This is a genomic window from Mariprofundus ferrooxydans PV-1 (assembly GCF_000153765.1).
GTDB lineage: Bacteria > Pseudomonadota > Zetaproteobacteria > Mariprofundales > Mariprofundaceae > Mariprofundus > Mariprofundus ferrooxydans.
Genome location: NZ_DS022295.1, coordinates 334,167 through 349,355, shown reverse-complemented (window position 1 = coordinate 349,355; position 15,189 = coordinate 334,167). Strand labels below are relative to the sequence as shown.

The 15,189-nt window shown below is 54.6% G+C and carries 15 protein-coding genes; 10 read left to right on the top strand and 5 right to left on the bottom strand.

Features of this window, described 5'->3' with window-relative positions:
• Positions 1 to 69: 69 nt before the first annotated feature.
• Genes nadA through SPV1_RS08460 form a run of 3 tightly spaced genes read left to right on the top strand, consistent with a single transcriptional unit; the run spans position 70 to position 3,727 of the window.
• Positions 70 to 1,158, top strand: a complete 1,089-nt coding sequence (nadA, locus tag SPV1_RS08470) for a quinolinate synthase NadA (RefSeq protein WP_009850745.1) — start codon at positions 70 to 72, stop codon at positions 1,156 to 1,158.
• Positions 1,151 to 2,650 (top strand): OmpA family protein, encoded by a 1,500-nt coding sequence (locus SPV1_RS08465; protein WP_009850744.1) that lies wholly within the window; start codon positions 1,151 to 1,153, stop codon positions 2,648 to 2,650. Before nadA ends, SPV1_RS08465 begins: the two co-directional genes overlap by 8 nt.
• An 18-nt stretch (positions 2,651 to 2,668) precedes the next feature.
• On the top strand, positions 2,669 to 3,727 hold the full coding sequence (locus tag SPV1_RS08460) for an LOG family protein (protein WP_009850743.1): 1,059 nt from the start codon (positions 2,669 to 2,671) through the stop codon (positions 3,725 to 3,727).
• Between the two features lie 99 nt (positions 3,728 to 3,826).
• On the opposite strand, the gene SPV1_RS08455 is transcribed toward SPV1_RS08460, so the two are convergent.
• A complete protein-coding gene (locus SPV1_RS08455; protein WP_026195311.1) occupies positions 3,827 to 4,633 on the bottom strand; it encodes an ion transporter in 807 nt (268 codons plus the stop codon).
• Positions 4,634 to 4,839: 206 nt separating this feature from the next.
• Here SPV1_RS08455 and SPV1_RS08450 point away from each other — a divergent pair, with 206 nt between their 5' ends.
• The 4 genes from SPV1_RS08450 to xrtE all read left to right on the top strand — a co-directional run bounded on the left by SPV1_RS08450 (position 4,840) and on the right by xrtE (position 8,240).
• Positions 4,840 to 5,823, top strand: coding sequence for an adenosine kinase (locus SPV1_RS08450; RefSeq protein ID WP_009850740.1), 984 nt, complete (start codon positions 4,840 to 4,842; stop codon positions 5,821 to 5,823).
• A 47-nt stretch (positions 5,824 to 5,870) separates the two neighbouring features.
• On the top strand, positions 5,871 to 6,053 hold the full coding sequence (locus SPV1_RS08445) for a DUF3012 domain-containing protein (RefSeq protein WP_009850739.1): 183 nt from the start codon (positions 5,871 to 5,873) through the stop codon (positions 6,051 to 6,053).
• A gap of 351 nt (positions 6,054 to 6,404) precedes the next feature.
• Positions 6,405 to 6,566 carry a hypothetical protein gene (locus SPV1_RS14340; RefSeq protein WP_009850738.1) on the top strand — a complete coding sequence of 54 codons (162 nt, stop codon included), beginning with the start codon at positions 6,405 to 6,407 and terminating at the stop codon, positions 6,564 to 6,566.
• A gap of 108 nt (positions 6,567 to 6,674) precedes the next feature.
• Entirely contained in the window at positions 6,675 to 8,240 is a 1,566-nt protein-coding gene (xrtE, locus tag SPV1_RS08440) for an exosortase E/protease, VPEID-CTERM system (RefSeq protein ID WP_040881766.1), read from the top strand.
• A gap of 19 nt (positions 8,241 to 8,259) precedes the next feature.
• Here the strand turns inward: xrtE and SPV1_RS08435 are convergent, their stop codons facing one another.
• From SPV1_RS08435 to SPV1_RS08425, 3 genes are all read right to left on the bottom strand, one after another.
• Positions 8,260 to 8,568: a chaperone modulator CbpM gene (locus SPV1_RS08435; RefSeq protein ID WP_009850736.1), complete on the bottom strand. Its 309-nt coding sequence runs from the start codon at positions 8,566 to 8,568 to the stop codon at positions 8,260 to 8,262.
• Between the two features lie 3 nt (positions 8,569 to 8,571).
• Entirely contained in the window at positions 8,572 to 9,513 is a 942-nt protein-coding gene (locus tag SPV1_RS08430) for a DnaJ C-terminal domain-containing protein (RefSeq protein ID WP_009850735.1), read from the bottom strand.
• Between the two features lie 153 nt (positions 9,514 to 9,666).
• Complete coding sequence (locus SPV1_RS08425) at positions 9,667 to 10,005, bottom strand: cupin domain-containing protein (protein ID WP_009850734.1); 339 nt, start codon at positions 10,003 to 10,005, stop codon at positions 9,667 to 9,669.
• Positions 10,006 to 10,074: 69 nt separating this feature from the next.
• Here SPV1_RS08425 and yjgA point away from each other — a divergent pair, with 69 nt between their 5' ends.
• From yjgA to SPV1_RS08410, 3 genes are all read left to right on the top strand, one after another.
• Complete coding sequence (yjgA, locus tag SPV1_RS08420) at positions 10,075 to 10,590, top strand: ribosome biogenesis factor YjgA (RefSeq protein WP_009850733.1); 516 nt, start codon at positions 10,075 to 10,077, stop codon at positions 10,588 to 10,590.
• Positions 10,591 to 10,683: 93 nt separating this feature from the next.
• On the top strand, positions 10,684 to 12,612 hold the full coding sequence (gene htpG / locus SPV1_RS08415) for a molecular chaperone HtpG (protein ID WP_009850732.1): 1,929 nt from the start codon (positions 10,684 to 10,686) through the stop codon (positions 12,610 to 12,612).
• A 201-nt stretch (positions 12,613 to 12,813) separates the two neighbouring features.
• Positions 12,814 to 14,013 (top strand): hypothetical protein, encoded by a 1,200-nt coding sequence (locus SPV1_RS08410; protein WP_009850731.1) that lies wholly within the window; start codon positions 12,814 to 12,816, stop codon positions 14,011 to 14,013.
• Positions 14,014 to 14,025: 12 nt separating this feature from the next.
• Here the strand turns inward: SPV1_RS08410 and sucB are convergent, their stop codons facing one another.
• A complete protein-coding gene (gene sucB, locus SPV1_RS08405) occupies positions 14,026 to 15,177 on the bottom strand; it encodes a dihydrolipoyllysine-residue succinyltransferase (protein ID WP_009850730.1) in 1,152 nt (383 codons plus the stop codon).
• Positions 15,178 to 15,189 lie beyond the last annotated feature (12 nt).

Sequence of the window (15,189 nt, the reverse complement as noted above, 5' to 3'; positions counted from 1 at the left end):
AGACGAACCGGTTATAACCGCAATGGGCGCAAGATTGACAAGGGCGGAGTACCGCCGGAAACTTTCGCCATGACTACTCAGGCGCTGCTGACGCAGCTATACGAAACCCCGGAAGCCGACATCATCACTGAAATCAAACAGCTGAAAGCCGAACTGGGTGATCAGGTACTGATTCTGGGCCATCACTACCAGCGTGAAGAGGTCTTTGCCTTTGCCGATGTCTCGGGCGATTCGCTGAAGCTATCCCAGCAGGCTGCGGCAACCGACGCGCCTTACATCATCTTCTGCGGCGTCCACTTCATGGCTGAAACCGCCGACATCCTCACCTCGGATGCGCAGACGGTGATTCTGCCGGATCTGGCTGCCGGCTGCTCGATGGCCGATATGGCCAACGATGAACAGGTCAACCGCTCCTGGCAGGAGCTGGCCACGGTAATTAACCCCGATGAGTGCGTTACACCGGTTACCTATATCAACTCCACAGCCGCGCTGAAAGCCTTCTGCGGCGAACATGGCGGCATTGTCTGCACCTCCGGTAATGCACAGCGTGTGATGGAGTGGGCCTGGAGCAACCGCGAAAAGATCCTCTTCTTCCCCGATCAGCATCTGGGTGAGAACACCGCGCTGGCCATGGGTATGGATGAAGCGGATATGATTATCTGGGACCCGTTCCAGCCGCTCGGCGGCAATACGCCTGAAGCGATTGAGGCGGCCAAACTGATTTTGTGGAAGGGATTCTGCTCTGTGCATCAGCTGTTCAAGGCGGAGCATGCGGAAACCATGCGCAACAATCATGCCGGCATCCGGATTCTGGCCCATCCGGAGTGCTCGCGCGAAGTGTGTGAAACAGCCGATTTTGTCGGCTCCACCGAGCGCATTATCGAGCATGTGGCACAAGCTGAAGCCGGCCAGAGCTTTGCCATCGCCACCGAGCTGAATCTGGTCAACCGGCTGCGCATTGAGTATCCGGATAAACCGATCTGGTTCCTCTCGCCGATGATCTGCATGTGCTCAACCATGTTCCGCACCGACCCGCAGCATCTCTGTGCGGCACTCCGCTCGATTCGCGACGGGAATATCACACACCAGATTGAAGTGCCGCACCAGCAGAAACGCTGGGCCAAACTGTCGCTGGAAAGGATGTTGAACCTTGGATAAGCAAACGACTACATCGATAGCGGCGATCGCCGCGCTGCTGATCTGGGCAACCCCCCTCTTTGCAGCAGATACAAACACCGACACCACACGCCGCAACATCGACACCTTCAAACAGAGTAATCTGAGCATCTACGCACCGAAGACCATTGAGCGGGCTGAGGCCTATCTGGGTGCGGCCATGCTGGCCAGCCAGCAGCAGAAGGCGGATGATGAATCTGCAGCACTGGCTCAGGCAGAAGCTTCACTGACTGAAGCCAGGGAGACAGCAACCGACTTTCATCAGCGGTTCAAGTCACTGCTGGAGATGCGTCAGGCAGCCACTTCAATCACAAAAATCATTGCCTCATCCGGTCAGCCCGATGATGCAGCATCCTTTGCACAGATCATGGATCAGGCCAACAAGGCCGTAGCGCAGGCAATCGCCACCCATGAGCAGGGTGACCTGAATCAGACCCAGCGCTTTGCAAACGATGCGCTGACCGACTATCGCAAGGTGCTCAATCAGGCGATGCCGCAGCTGGCTGACATGGCCGACAGCGAGGTCGCTAAAGCAGCCCATGCCGGCGCCAAACAATATTCACCCGTGATGTACGGTATCGCCAAACAAAAAGCCGCTGCCCTGCGCGCCTATGTCGATGGCATCAATCACACAGCTCCGGCTCACCCTGAAGTGGCCTTGTATCTGGCACAGGAGGCCCGGCATATCGCCCAGCAGGTAAAAGTATGGCGCAGAGACACCGGCAGTCATGAAGCTATCATCCTGAAGCAGCGCGATTTCAGGTTCAAACTTGCCACGCTGCTGGATATCGATACCGACTCGAATAATCCGATGCTCTCCCGCACCCAGCCGGCAAAAATCATTGCAGCCGTGCGTGAGATGAAGCAGACCCTCGCTACAGAGCGCAAGGCCCGCAAAGCAGAGCGCGTGCAACTTAAACAGCAGTATGAAACGGAGCTAAAGGCTCGTCTTGCCGAAGAGACAAGTCAGCTCTCCAAAGCCCAGCAGAGTCAGATGAGCAATATCAAGGAGGCCTTCCAGGCCAAGCTTGAGCGGGAAACTTATGAGCAGAAGCGCCAGCAGCGCTTGCGCGCACTGTTCAAACCGAATCAGGTAGAGCTGTTGGCCAATCTGGACGGTTCCATACTGATGCGCCTGAGTGCACTGAAATTCGCCAGCGGCAGCAGCAAAATAAACGCCAAATATTATGATATGCTCGGTCAGGTCAAAGAGGCTTTCGCCATCTATGCCGACCGCAAGATTCGTATCGAGGGCCACACCGACAATAAGGGTGACGTCAAAGTTAATCAGCGACTCTCACTCAAGCGCGCCGAAGCCGTGCGCGACTTCCTGATCGCCGCCGGAGCCGACGGTTCACGCCTGAAGGCACTCGGTTACGGCGAGGTGCGTCCGATTGCCAGTAATGAATTCGATCGTGGCCGCGCAATGAACCGGCGCATTGATGTGGTCATTGAGGCACCGGCCGGCAAGTAGCTGCGGGTATAATAATCCGTGACTGAACTCGAATGCATTGACGATCTGCCTGAACCACTGCGCACGCATGTACACAAGCTGCTCAGCGATTATCAGCATGACTCCCCCTACAAGCGCGCACTGGTAATCGAAACCATGCGGCTTATCAGCAGTGATATCGGCAATGCCGACATCAAGATGCTGGCCCGGACATTGACCGAACTGCGCAAGGGACTGAATGTATTCAAGCCCTACCAGTCCTGGCGCAAGGTCTCGATATTCGGCTCGGCGCGGACCCAGCCGACCCACCCCCGCTACATTCAGACGCGCGAGTGCGCGCGTGCTCTCAAAGAGGCCGGTTTCATGATCATCACCGGCGGTGGCGGCGGCCTGATGCAGGCGGCCAATGAGGGTGCCAGCGAACAGAACTCATTCGCCATCAATATCAACCTGCCGATGGAGCAGCAGGCCAACCCGGTCATGGACGGCTCGCCGCGTCACTTCTACTGCCAGTATTTCTTCACCCGCAAACTCTTCTTCCTCAAGGAGAGCGATGCCGTCGTGCTGACTCCGGGTGGTTTCGGTACGCTCGATGAAGCCTTTGAAACGCTGACGCTGCTGCAAACCGGTCGCAACCCACCCATTCCGGTCGTGCTGCTGGAAGCGCCGGGAGACGATTACTGGGGCCCGCTGACCCGCTCATGGATGCGCAGGCTTGCGCACGATCAATTGATCGACGCCGACGACCACCACCTGCTATATCATACCGATAATATCCACTCGGTCGTTGAATACATCAGCGACTATTACACGAATTATCACAGCTTCCGCTATGTCGGACAGTGCATCCTGCTGCGCATGCTCAATCCGCTGAGTGATGATGTCATGCAGCAACTCAATGCCGAATTCAGCGATGTATTAAGCCAGGGATGCATCGAACAGGTATTCGGCTGGCCCCGCTCCGATGATGCATGCTATAGCCATCTGCCACGCCTGCGCATGCACCTGGATCGCAGGCGGATGAATGCACTACCGCAGATTATCCGGCGCATGAATGCGCTCTATCGGGATCATCTGGCAGACGAGGGACAGGATTAAAAAAAGAAAGCAAAACTCTTTTATTAACATTATCTTGGATGCTTTTATTACAGCTCTTTATCAACCCTTGAACATGGCTTTTATTACTACTCTCCCAGCTTAATCCGAACGGGTATCCTGAAGTTGCTTCTGAAGCTTTTGCAGTGCCGCCTGCGTCTGCTCCAGCTCCTTGATTAAACCGTCGCGGCTTGGCGGCTGACGCAATGAAGCCAGTCGCTCCTGCTTGGCCTCTTCCAGATTGTTGATCACCACGGCAATAAACAGATTGATAATGACAAATGTACCGAGCACAACAAAGGATACGAAATAGATCCAGCTGTAGACATTCATCTCCATCGCCGTGTACATCACATCCGTCCAGTCCTCCAGTGTAACAATGCGAAAGAGCGTCAGCAGCGAGATACCGAGGTTACGCCAGTGCACCGGATCATGCTCATGGAAGAGCTGCTGGCCGGCCACGGCATAGATATAGAAGATCACACCCATCAGCAGCATGATATTGCCCATGCTCGGAATCGAGCGCATCAGCGTGGCCACAATCAGGCGTAGCTCGGGAATCGCAGTAATCAGACGCAGCACCCGCAACAGGCGTGCAAGACGCGCCAGCATGGCCAGCTCACCGGTACTCGGCAGCAGTGCCAGCACAATGATGGTAAAATCGAAGAGGTTCCAGCCGCTACCGAAATAGAGTTTCAGTCTGGGTGCTACGGCATAGATTTTCAGTGCCGCTTCGATGATAAAAATGCCCAGTACCAGGCGATTACCCCATGTGATCCAGTGGCCATAATCAGCAAGCATCTCTTCCGATGTCTCCAGACCGATCAGTACGGCGCTGAGCAAAATGATGCCGATAATAAAATATTCAAACATCCGGTGCTCTACTACTCGTTGTGCTAACTGTTGCATGATTTTGGTACTCCTATGCATTTTCGGGCGCGCATTGTGATAATGCTTCGGGAATGAAGCAACAGAGTCTGCATCTGCAAGCCGGTTAATATGCCACCGGCAGAGCACAAACATCGATCATAGCCGCCCACTCCTGTTGCCATTGAACAGTTGACTGAGCTGCACATGCCCGCAAGCCTGCCGCATCACTTTTTCGGGAGAACATCATGGGATACAATGTATACGGCGTCGGTAACGCCATTATGGATATGCAGGTTCGCTGCGAGGATAACTTCCTGGCTTCCACCGGCATTGATAAAGGCATTATGACGCTGGTCGATGAAGAGCGGCAGAAACAGGTACTGGCCGCATTGACCGGCCATGATGTGAACTACTGCTCCGGCGGTTCTGCTGCCAACACCATCGTCGGCATTGCCGATATGGGCGGCACAACGGCCTATGCATGCAAAACCGGTACAGATGCATTCGGCAGCCGGTATCTCGACGAGATGAAGCAGCTGGGTGTGGCGATCGAAGTAGCTCAGAGCACAGGCCAGACCGGCTCGTGTGTCGTACTGATCACGCCCGATGCACAGCGCACCATGCTGACCAATCTGGGCATCTCCGCTGCCCTGAACGCCGATGACATCTGTGAGGCGGAGATCGCCAAAGCGGAATACGTCTATGTCGAAGGCTATCTGTTTGCCGGTGATTCCACCCGTGAAGCGGCCCTCAAGGCGATTGAGCTGGCCAAGGCCAATAACGTAAAGGTGGCGCTGACCATCTCCGACCCCTTCCTGATAGATATCTGCCGTGACCAGTTTCAGGCACTGATTGAGGGGCCGGTAGACCTGCTCTTCTGCAATGAAGAGGAGGCGCGTTCGCTGACCGGTCTGGAAGATCCGATTGATTGCGCCCATGCCATTCACAAGCACTGCGCCAATGTCGCACTGACACTGGGCAAGAACGGTTCGATCATTATGCATCAGGGCGAGGCCTACCCGATTGAAGGCGTCAGCGTTGATGCTATCGATACCACCGGTGCCGGTGATATGTATGCCGCCGGCGTACTCTATGGCATCACCAACGGCCTTAACTGGCAGCAGGCGGGTCATCTGGGCTCACATGCCGCCGCACGCGTGGTATCGCAACTCGGCGCCCGCCTGCCCAACCCGCTGACTCAGGCTGAAATCCGCGATCTGCTGGCCTGAACTGGCTGCTGACGTTAATCTACCCTTACCATTTTACGGAGGTTTCAATGAAAATCATATTGACCGCAATCGCTTCAATGCTGCTGCTCTTCACCCTCTCCGCCTGCTCACCCGAGCCAGGCACGGAGGCCTGGTGCAACAAGATCAAGGAAAAACCCAAGGCTGACTGGAGCAGCAATGATGCTGCGACCTATGCCAAATACTGCGTGATGGGCCAGTACAAAAAGTAAACCCCCGCGCTCTACGATCAAGGCCGGCCCCGCTCACGCAGGGCCGGCTTTTTGCTTTTACCAGAAGTAACATCAACTGTTTACAGCCTCAGCCTGTAATGTTGAAGTTTGACTACGGAATGCTCACTTGAACTGATTGCCCGACAGAGTTTTTCGCGGGTGAGATATGGAGTCGTTGGGAGGCAGTGTTGTTGTGGTCTCAAGCACCCGGATTTTGGAAAAAAACTGTATTTTAGTATTCTATCCGTGTACCCTTTGAAGCAGGATAAAGTTGCTAACTTGTAGTGGTGTAATCCGGTCAGTTAGTCTTTTCCCACAACGTTTAACACTCCTGAAGAAAAGGATGCAAACATGAAATTAAACATGATCTTCGCCACAGCACTGCTATGCCTCTATACATCGACCGCATGGGCACTTATTCCTCCAACAGCACCGGAAATCGACGGCGGCTTGTCACTGCAGGCAATCGGTCTGCTGGCTGGCGTGCTGATGCTGATGAAGCCGAAAAAATAACAGTCTCAACCGATCTACAGTGATAAACCCGTGATCAGCGCCGCCCCCCCTGCCGGGGGGAACAGCATATGTGCGCAGCACGGAGCCCGGACCTATTTCACGCTGATCTTGTGGTTGGTCGTATTTGCCGAGCTCAGCGGCCTCGATATCCTACTGCAGGCATACCTGACGCCGTTCAAACTGCGCGGCGGCCTACTCTCTAGCATCGGCTACTTCAATCTGTTTCCCGCCTACATTGTGAAAGGCTTTTTTGGCTTCGCCATTATTCTGCTGGCCCGGTTTGGCAACTATCGCGAGCTAATTCTGGGAACGCATCAGAAGAGAAAGGTGTACGTTGCAATACATGGCGTACTACTGGCAGCCATATACTTCCTGCTCGACTATATAAGCGGAGCATCACCGACCGACAACGCCCTGTCCGGCCTCTCAGGCCTGCTGTTGATAGCAATAGCCGCAGCCATGGCAACCGCCATGCTCCTGCTTGCTCCGTTACAATTCTGGCTACGCTTTGTACGCGAACAACGATGGGAGCTGTTTGCGGTCATCGTTTGTCTACTGCTCTATAAAATAGCCACCATCTGGTTCGGACAATACGATAAAATCATAGCCGGTATATTGTTTACACCAACCGTCCAGCTTGCCGGCTGGATTGATCACCTGCTCGGCTATGAGCTGGCGGTCGATATTTCGACCACCATTGTCACCGTTGGTACATTCAGCGTCATAATTGCACCCGGTTGTCTGGGCTATCAGGGCATAGGGTTGATTTTACTGTTTCTGGGCGGTTACATCTATATCATCAGGGCACAGCTGATTTTTCCAAATGTCCTGCTGGTAATACCACTGGCCATTGTTGTTATCTGGCTGCTCAATACGCTGCGCATTGCGCTGCTGATGGCGATCGGTTCCTCATGGTCACCCGAAATCGCGATTCAAGGTTTCCATTCAGCGGCCGGATGGTGGAACTTCACCATTGTAGGCCTATTATCCATTGTTGCGATCAAACGAACAGGGTGGTTCACTAATCGGCCGACGACAAAGATTCTACATCTGGACGATGAAAACAGATTGCTGGTGCCACAGCTGGCACTGATTGCAGCCTCCCTTGCCACGCTGCTGTTCACCGCATCATTCGACTGGTTGTATCCTGTTCGTGTAGTGATTGTCGGTGCTATCCTGTTTCACTATCGTCGGATCATCCGCCCCTGGATGATCCGGCCGCATCCGCTCGCAATTGGCACAGGCATCATAGTATCTGTGATCTGGATTATGATGGTCCCTGCATCGGCAGAAGAGGCACAGGCATTTACCCACACGCTCTTCTCCGCCTCTCTGTTCGCTGCCGCCGGCTGGCTTCTGTTCAGAATCATCGGAGCCGTTATTATCGTGCCACTGGCCGAAGAGATGGCCTTTCGCGGCTTTTTACTGACCTATTGCGAACATGCTCTTGCCCGCTTTTCCACGCCCACCCGACAGATCTGTGCCACCTTGATCTCATCGATTGCCTTTGGTGCACTGCATGGCTCGCTGCTGGCCGGCACACTGGCAGGCATCGCTTTTGCCGCAGCTCGCTACTTCAGAGGAGAGATGATAGATGCCATTATCGCTCATATGACCGCCAATCTGTTACTCGCCGCATATGTCCTTGCCTTTGCGCAGTGGTCCTACTGGTAGCAGAAGAGAGGTGCGTGCTTTAGCGCTCCAGCACTGCAATGCGATTGCGCAGAGACTCCACCTCTTCGAGTAACTCCAGCGCCAGCGCTGCACCGGCGAGATTCAACCCGAGATCCGACTCAAGCCGCTGAATAATACGCACCCGACGCAGACAGCGACCGCTAAACTGCCAGTGTCCGTCCTCACTGCCGACCGGCTCGATCACGCCCTCTTCCACCAGTGCCAGTATCCACTCGGCAGGCATATCGCAGGCACGGCTGAGTTCAGCCAGTGTAAAGCAGTCGTTCTCTTCAACAATGATGCCGGTTAGTACCGTTAAGTTATTCATCGCCTACACCCCCAGCCCGGCTCTCGGGTTGAATGCCAGTTTGCTTTCCATCTCTTTGTATAGCGCTCTGGCCTGCTCACTATCGGCCGGCGGAGCCACCACACTAAGGACAACATAGATATCACCCGCAGGATTGCCCGGGATGCCCCGCCCCTTCAGGCGCAGTTTATTGCCACTGTTTGAACCGGCAGGAATCTTCACCCCTACCGTTCCATTCGGAGTTGGCGTATTTACCGTAGCGCCAAGCGCAGCCTCCCAGGGGGTCACCGGCAGTTGCATATGCAGATCACGTCCCTCCGGGCGATAGAGCGGATGCGGGTTAAAATGGATTTCCAGATAGAGATCTCCCTTGCCCCCTTGCCCCATACCAGCTGCCCCCTGCTCCTTGAGCCGAAGCTGCTGCCCCTCCTTGATCCCCTTGGGAATTTTTACATGAATCGTATGATTGCTGACATGAACCCGCCCGTGCTCATCCAGTTCAGGGGACTGCAGCGTGATGCTGCGCGTTGCACCGTGGAAGGCATCCTCCAGATCGACCATTACCTTGGCATGGTGATCCTGGCCGCGCGCGCTAAAACGGGCTCCGCCAGCCTGGCCGCCATAGCCCTGACCGAATAACTGCTGGAAGAAATCACTAAAACCACTGCCGCCTGCACCGGTAAATCCGCCACCCTGAAACTCAAAACCGCTGTCCCAGTTCGGAGGCGGCTGAAAATCATGGCCGGCCTGCATATTCGGATCCAGTCGATCATATGCCGCCCGCTTTTCCGGATCCTTGAGTACCTCATAGGCCTCGCCTACCTCTTTAAACCGCGCTTCGGCATCCGCTTCCTTGCTGACATCAGGGTGATATTTGCGTGCCAGCTTGCGATGAGCACGCTTGATCTCATCCTGCGTCGCATCGCGCTTTAAGCCCATAATCTTGTAGTAATCCTTATATTCCACGGCAGCTCCATCCTTGTGAAACCCTGCAGAGTCAGCAGAGTCGTTTCATATCACACAAATCCCGGTTATAGCTTTGGTAGATTCGATTATAGACCAAGCCGGCGACATCGCTAACTACTTATCCTGTTTCACCCGGCATACACCCTGTCGAGATCAGTCGGCATGCAGGCCAAAATAGATCAATGCCATATCAACATCACCGTCATTAATCAGCGCATGCATCTCTCCGGGCTCAACCATAAAGCAGCTGCCGGCACCAATATCGACAGGACGCTCCTCCACAATCAACTGACCCTGCCCGCTCAGCACATAGAACACTTCAAACAGACGATCATGTTTATGCATCTCAACAGACTCACCGGGCTTAAACAGCGCATGCGACAGGCGTACGGATGCCGGCAGATCACCCTCCCCCAGCAATATCTTGCGCATGATGCCCGAGGTATGATTCACCGGCCCCGCATCGATTTCCGCCAGTTGCACCAGTTTCATTTCACCCTCTCTCTATCCGGTTTAAACACAGCCGAAGACAGCATTTCTGACAACCGCTAGGCTTGGCGCATGTATGATACCTTTGATGAAGAAAATTATGAACCGGTAGAACGGCTGAATAAAAGCCAGCAGAAGCGTGAGATCAAGGAGTTGCATGAGCTGGCCGTAAAGCTCTCCAAACTCGATATCCTGCCACTGGAGCGTATGCAACTGCCGCCGGAGCTGTTCAAGGCGCTGGTCGACGTACAGAGCATGAAACACGGTGCGGCCAAACGACAGTTTAAATTTATTGTTAAGCTGCTGCGCCAGAATGATACCGAATCACTGGTAGAAACCATTGCCGGCCTCGAAGCCAAAAAGGAGGAAGAGGATAAAAACTTCCACCGTATCGAGCGCTGGCGTGAGCGGTTAATGACCGACGGACAGACCGCCATCACCGAGTTCATGGCCTTATACCCCCATGCCGATGCCGGTCAGATTCGCCAGTTGGTGCGAAATGCTTCTCGCGAGCTGCAGGCTGGCAAACCGCCGAAATCGCATCGCAGCCTGTTTCGCCTGCTCAGGGAAACCATCTCGACAGAATAAGCATCAATCACAATCCCGCCCTTGAATCGGGCGACGTGCGTCCCTATCTATGAACCTGATTAATCCCATCCCCGTTAGTATTGAGGAGAACAGATGACAACAACCAAAGAGACCCGTGCTTTTCAGACGGAGGTCAAACAGCTGCTGGATCTGATGATTCACTCGCTCTACTCCAACAAAGAGATATTCCTGCGCGAATTGATCTCCAATGCCTCCGATGCCGCCGACAAGTTGCGCTTTGAAGCAACTACGGATGATGCGCTGTTTGAAGGCGATTCCGACCTGCATGTATATATCGACGTAAACAAGGAAAACCGCACCATCACCATCCGCGATAACGGTATCGGTATGAGTCGCGACGAAGTGATCGAGCATATCGGCACCATTGCCCGCTCCGGCACCAAGGAGTTTTTCGGACGCCTCTCCGGCGATCAGGAGCAGGATGCCCATCTGATCGGCCAGTTCGGCGTCGGTTTTTACTCCGCCTTCCTGGTTGCCGATCGTGTCACACTGACCACCCGCCGTGCAGGTCTTGAGCATGAGCATGGCGTACGCTGGGAGAGTGCCGGCGACGGCGAGTATGAGCTGGAAACCATCCACAGGGATGGCCGCGGCACCGAAATCACGCTGCACCTGCGTGAAGAAGCCGACGAGTTCCTGGACAGCTGGCGCCTGAAATCGATCATCCATAAATATGCCGATCACATCCCGTTCCCGATCCGCATGCTAGGTACCCCGCTGCCGGCAGCTGAAGGGGAAGAAGAGAAACCGGCTGAAATCGAAACGATCAACCAGGCATCGGCACTATGGACCCGTTCCAAGTCCGACATCACCGATGAAGAGTACAACAACTTCTACAAGCATATCGGCCATGATTTTGAAGACCCGCTGGCAAACCTGCATCAGCGACTGGAAGGTAAATACGAGTACACACTGCTGCTCTACCTGCCAAAGCGCGCACCATTCGATCTCTGGCAGGCGGAAGCCAAACATGGCGTCAAACTCTACGTGCGCCGTGTGTTCATCATGGAAGCCACCGAAGACCTGCTGCCACGCTATCTGCGCTTTGTACGCGGCGTCATGGATACCAACGATCTGCCGCTGAACGTATCGCGCGAAATCCTGCAGCAGAGCCCTGCCATGGATGCAATGAAAAAGGGTGCAACCAAACGCGTTCTCGGCCTGCTTGAAGAGATGGCTGACAAGGCTGGTCAGAGCGATGGTGAAAACCAAGATGCCGCAGCCAATACCGACTTTGCCGACTTCTGGGCTGAATTCGGCAACTGCCTGAAAGAGGGTGTCATCGAGGATGCAGGCAACCGCGAGCGTATTGCCAAGCTGCTGCGCTTCTCCTCCACCACGAGCGATGAGCAGAGTGTATCGCTGAGCGATTACTGCGCACGCATGGTTGAGGGACAGGATACCATTTACTACATCACCGCCGAATCGCTGGCTGCAGCCAAACACAGTCCGCATCTGGAGGTATTCCGCAAGAAGGGTATCGAAGTCATCCTGCTGCACGATCGCATCGATGAGTGGCTGACCAGCCACCTCAACGAATTCGACGGCAAAAAACTGCAGTCGATTGCCAAGGGCGAACTGGACCTCTCCGGTATCGGTGAGAATGCCGAGCAGGAGCAGAAAGAGCACGAGGAGAAGGTCAAGGCTGCTGAACCGGCTGTGAAGAAAATCACCGAAGCGCTGGGCGACAAGGTCAAGGAAGTTCGCGTGACCGATCGGCTGACCGAATCACCCGCCTGCCTGGTTTCCGATCAGTTTGATATGAGCTCCAATATGGAGCGCATCCTCAAGCAGGCCGGCCAGAATATACCGGATATGAAACCAATTCTGGAAATCAATCCGGATCATGAACTGGTCATTCGTCTGGCTAAAATGCGTTCGAAAGAGAAGATCGCAGACTACGCCAGTATCCTGTTCGATCAGGCTATTCTGGCCGAAGGCGCACTGCCGGAAGATCCGGCCGGCTTCGTACGCAAAATGAATGCGCTGCTAGCGCAGTAAAGTCCGCATGTGACGGATCGCCTCATCCGTGATGAGGCGATCCGTCCATTTATTGCGAACGCTATCCCCGGATTTATCTCTGCTTACTCCCGATCAGCTCACAGCTACTCATCCATCTCCCCTGCTCCGCCACGTTGCTTTCACCGTTGACACAGAGTGTGATAATGTTTGCAACCTGTGGATGGGATTTCGGGGGCGGGTATGGGAGAACAGATAAACAGATGGTTTAAACCGATAATCGTACTGCTGTGCGGCTTCGCCTGCACTGCACTCGCAGCAGAACAGCCTCAGCAGAACGACTGGGTACAGTCAGGCTGGCAGGAGCTGGAGATTCAACATCCACAACAGGCTCTTCTGCGCTGGCAGCAGGGCGTCAACAATCAGGCGGACTCCCGCCTCTTTGCCGTGCTCGGCGTCTATCAACAAGCGGAGAATGCCTGGCAGCAACTGCATCAAATCGGTTCGGCTCAACAGACCTTTATCATTCATGTCCGCCAGCGCTACTACCTGCTCAGCGCCAGAGATGTAGCGCTCGCCTGGCCCCTGCGTCAGCAACAGCTGGCTGATCTGAAAGAGGCCGCCGGTATCACTGCAACCCTGCTTGCCACTTCAGCCAAATCACTCAAGCACGACACCCGGATAACAGATGAAGCCGTGCCTGAAGCTGCATCGCCGCCCGTATCAACATCTGCACCCGACTGGCTGATCAGAGGCTGGCAACAACTCGATAGTTATGATGTGGATCAGGCTCTGCAAACCTGGCAGATCGGCCTGAATGACCTTCCCGACAATCGCTTGCTGGTCAGTCTCGGCGTATTTGCCAAACAGGAAAATGCCGTTGCCAAAATCAAACAGATTGGCCGCCGGCAACAGCTGCTCATTGCCATACGACACATTGGCAAGCCGCTCTATTACGTGCTGAGCATGCGTGATGTACCCACCGATACCGAGAGCCGTCAGGCCTCGCTGGCAGACCTTAAAAAGGCTGCCCATATCAACAGCAGGCTGCTGGCATTGGCATCGGTGAACTTCAAGAACCGACTGATACCGGAACATTATCCGGAGGTACTGACTTCAGAGCCAACCACCCGCATAGCCACCCCTGATAAGCGTCATGAGGATTCACAACCGTCGACAGAAAAGCCGTTAACCACTGAGAACTATCCGCCCATCAACAGGGTGGAGGTGACCGGCAACCAACAGGTATCCACCGATACAATCATCCTCGAACTCAGGGATTTTTTCGATATGAGGAATTCGCCCGCCAATCAGACCCTGATCAAGCGACGTGTGAGCGATCTCTATCACGATACCGGACTGCATCACGCCCGCATCGATATTCCGGCAGGTATTCTCGATGATACGGTAAGAATCTCCATCCACGAGGATGCCCGCCAGTAAGAGTTACTCCTCTTACAGCTCCAGCGTAAGACTACCCGGATACTCCAGCGTCTCCTTTACCGTCACCAGAAAACGTACGGCTTCGGAGCCGTCAATCAGCCGGTGATCGTAAGAGAGTGCCAGATACATCATCGGACGAATGACCACACTATTATTCTCCGCCACAGGTCGCTGCTGAATCGTGTGCATACCGAGAATACCGCTCTGCGGCGGATTCAGGATCGGAGTGGATAGCATCGAGCCGTAGATACCGCCGTTGGTGATCGAAAAAGTGCCGCCTTTCAGATCATCCGGCATCAGACCGCCACTGCGCGCCCTGCCCGCCAGATCGGCGATACCCTTTTCAATATCCGCCAATCCGAGCAGATGTGCATCACGCAATACCGGCACAACCAGCCCTTTATCGGTACTCACCGCGATGCCGACATCGACGTAATTATGGTAAGCGATCTCATCGCCATCGATGAATGCATTGAGCGCCGGATGCTTCGTCAGCCCCTGACATACAGCCCGCACAAAGAAGGACATAAAACCGAGCTTAACACCGTGCTGCTCCTGAAATGCCGCACCATAACGGCTACGCAGATCCATCACCGCCTGCAAATTCACTTCATTAAACGTGGTCAGCATCGCCGCCGTGTTCTGGGCCTCTTTCAGACGCGTGGCAATACGACGGCGCAATCCGCTCATGGGTACACGTTGTTCGCTACGCTCGCTATCGGACGTCGGAGCCGGTTTCTCCGCTTGTTTGGTACCGACCGCCGGCTCGGCTTCAGCTGGCGATGAAGGCGTTACTTTCGCCTTGCCGGCAGGGGCTTTTTCAGCCCTGGCTGCCGGCGCAGGGGCTTTTTCGGCCCTGGTTTCCGGCGCAGGAGCAGCAGGCATCTCCTGCTGCCCGGCATCCGTTTTTACTGTTGCAGGCTTGATGCTGTCATCAACAATAGCGATCACCTCGCCCGGCTCTACAGTGGAGTCTGCCTGTTTGATAATCTGCTTGAGCACGCCGCTATCGAGCGCCGTGATCTCCATGGTGATTTTGTCGCTCTCAATCTCAGCCAGCACATCATCCACGGCAACATCATCACCCTCCTGCTTGAGCCAGCTGATCAGCGTGGCCTCGGTTTCCGACTCGCCCAGACTGGGTACCTTAATCTCAATATCCATCGATCACTCCAA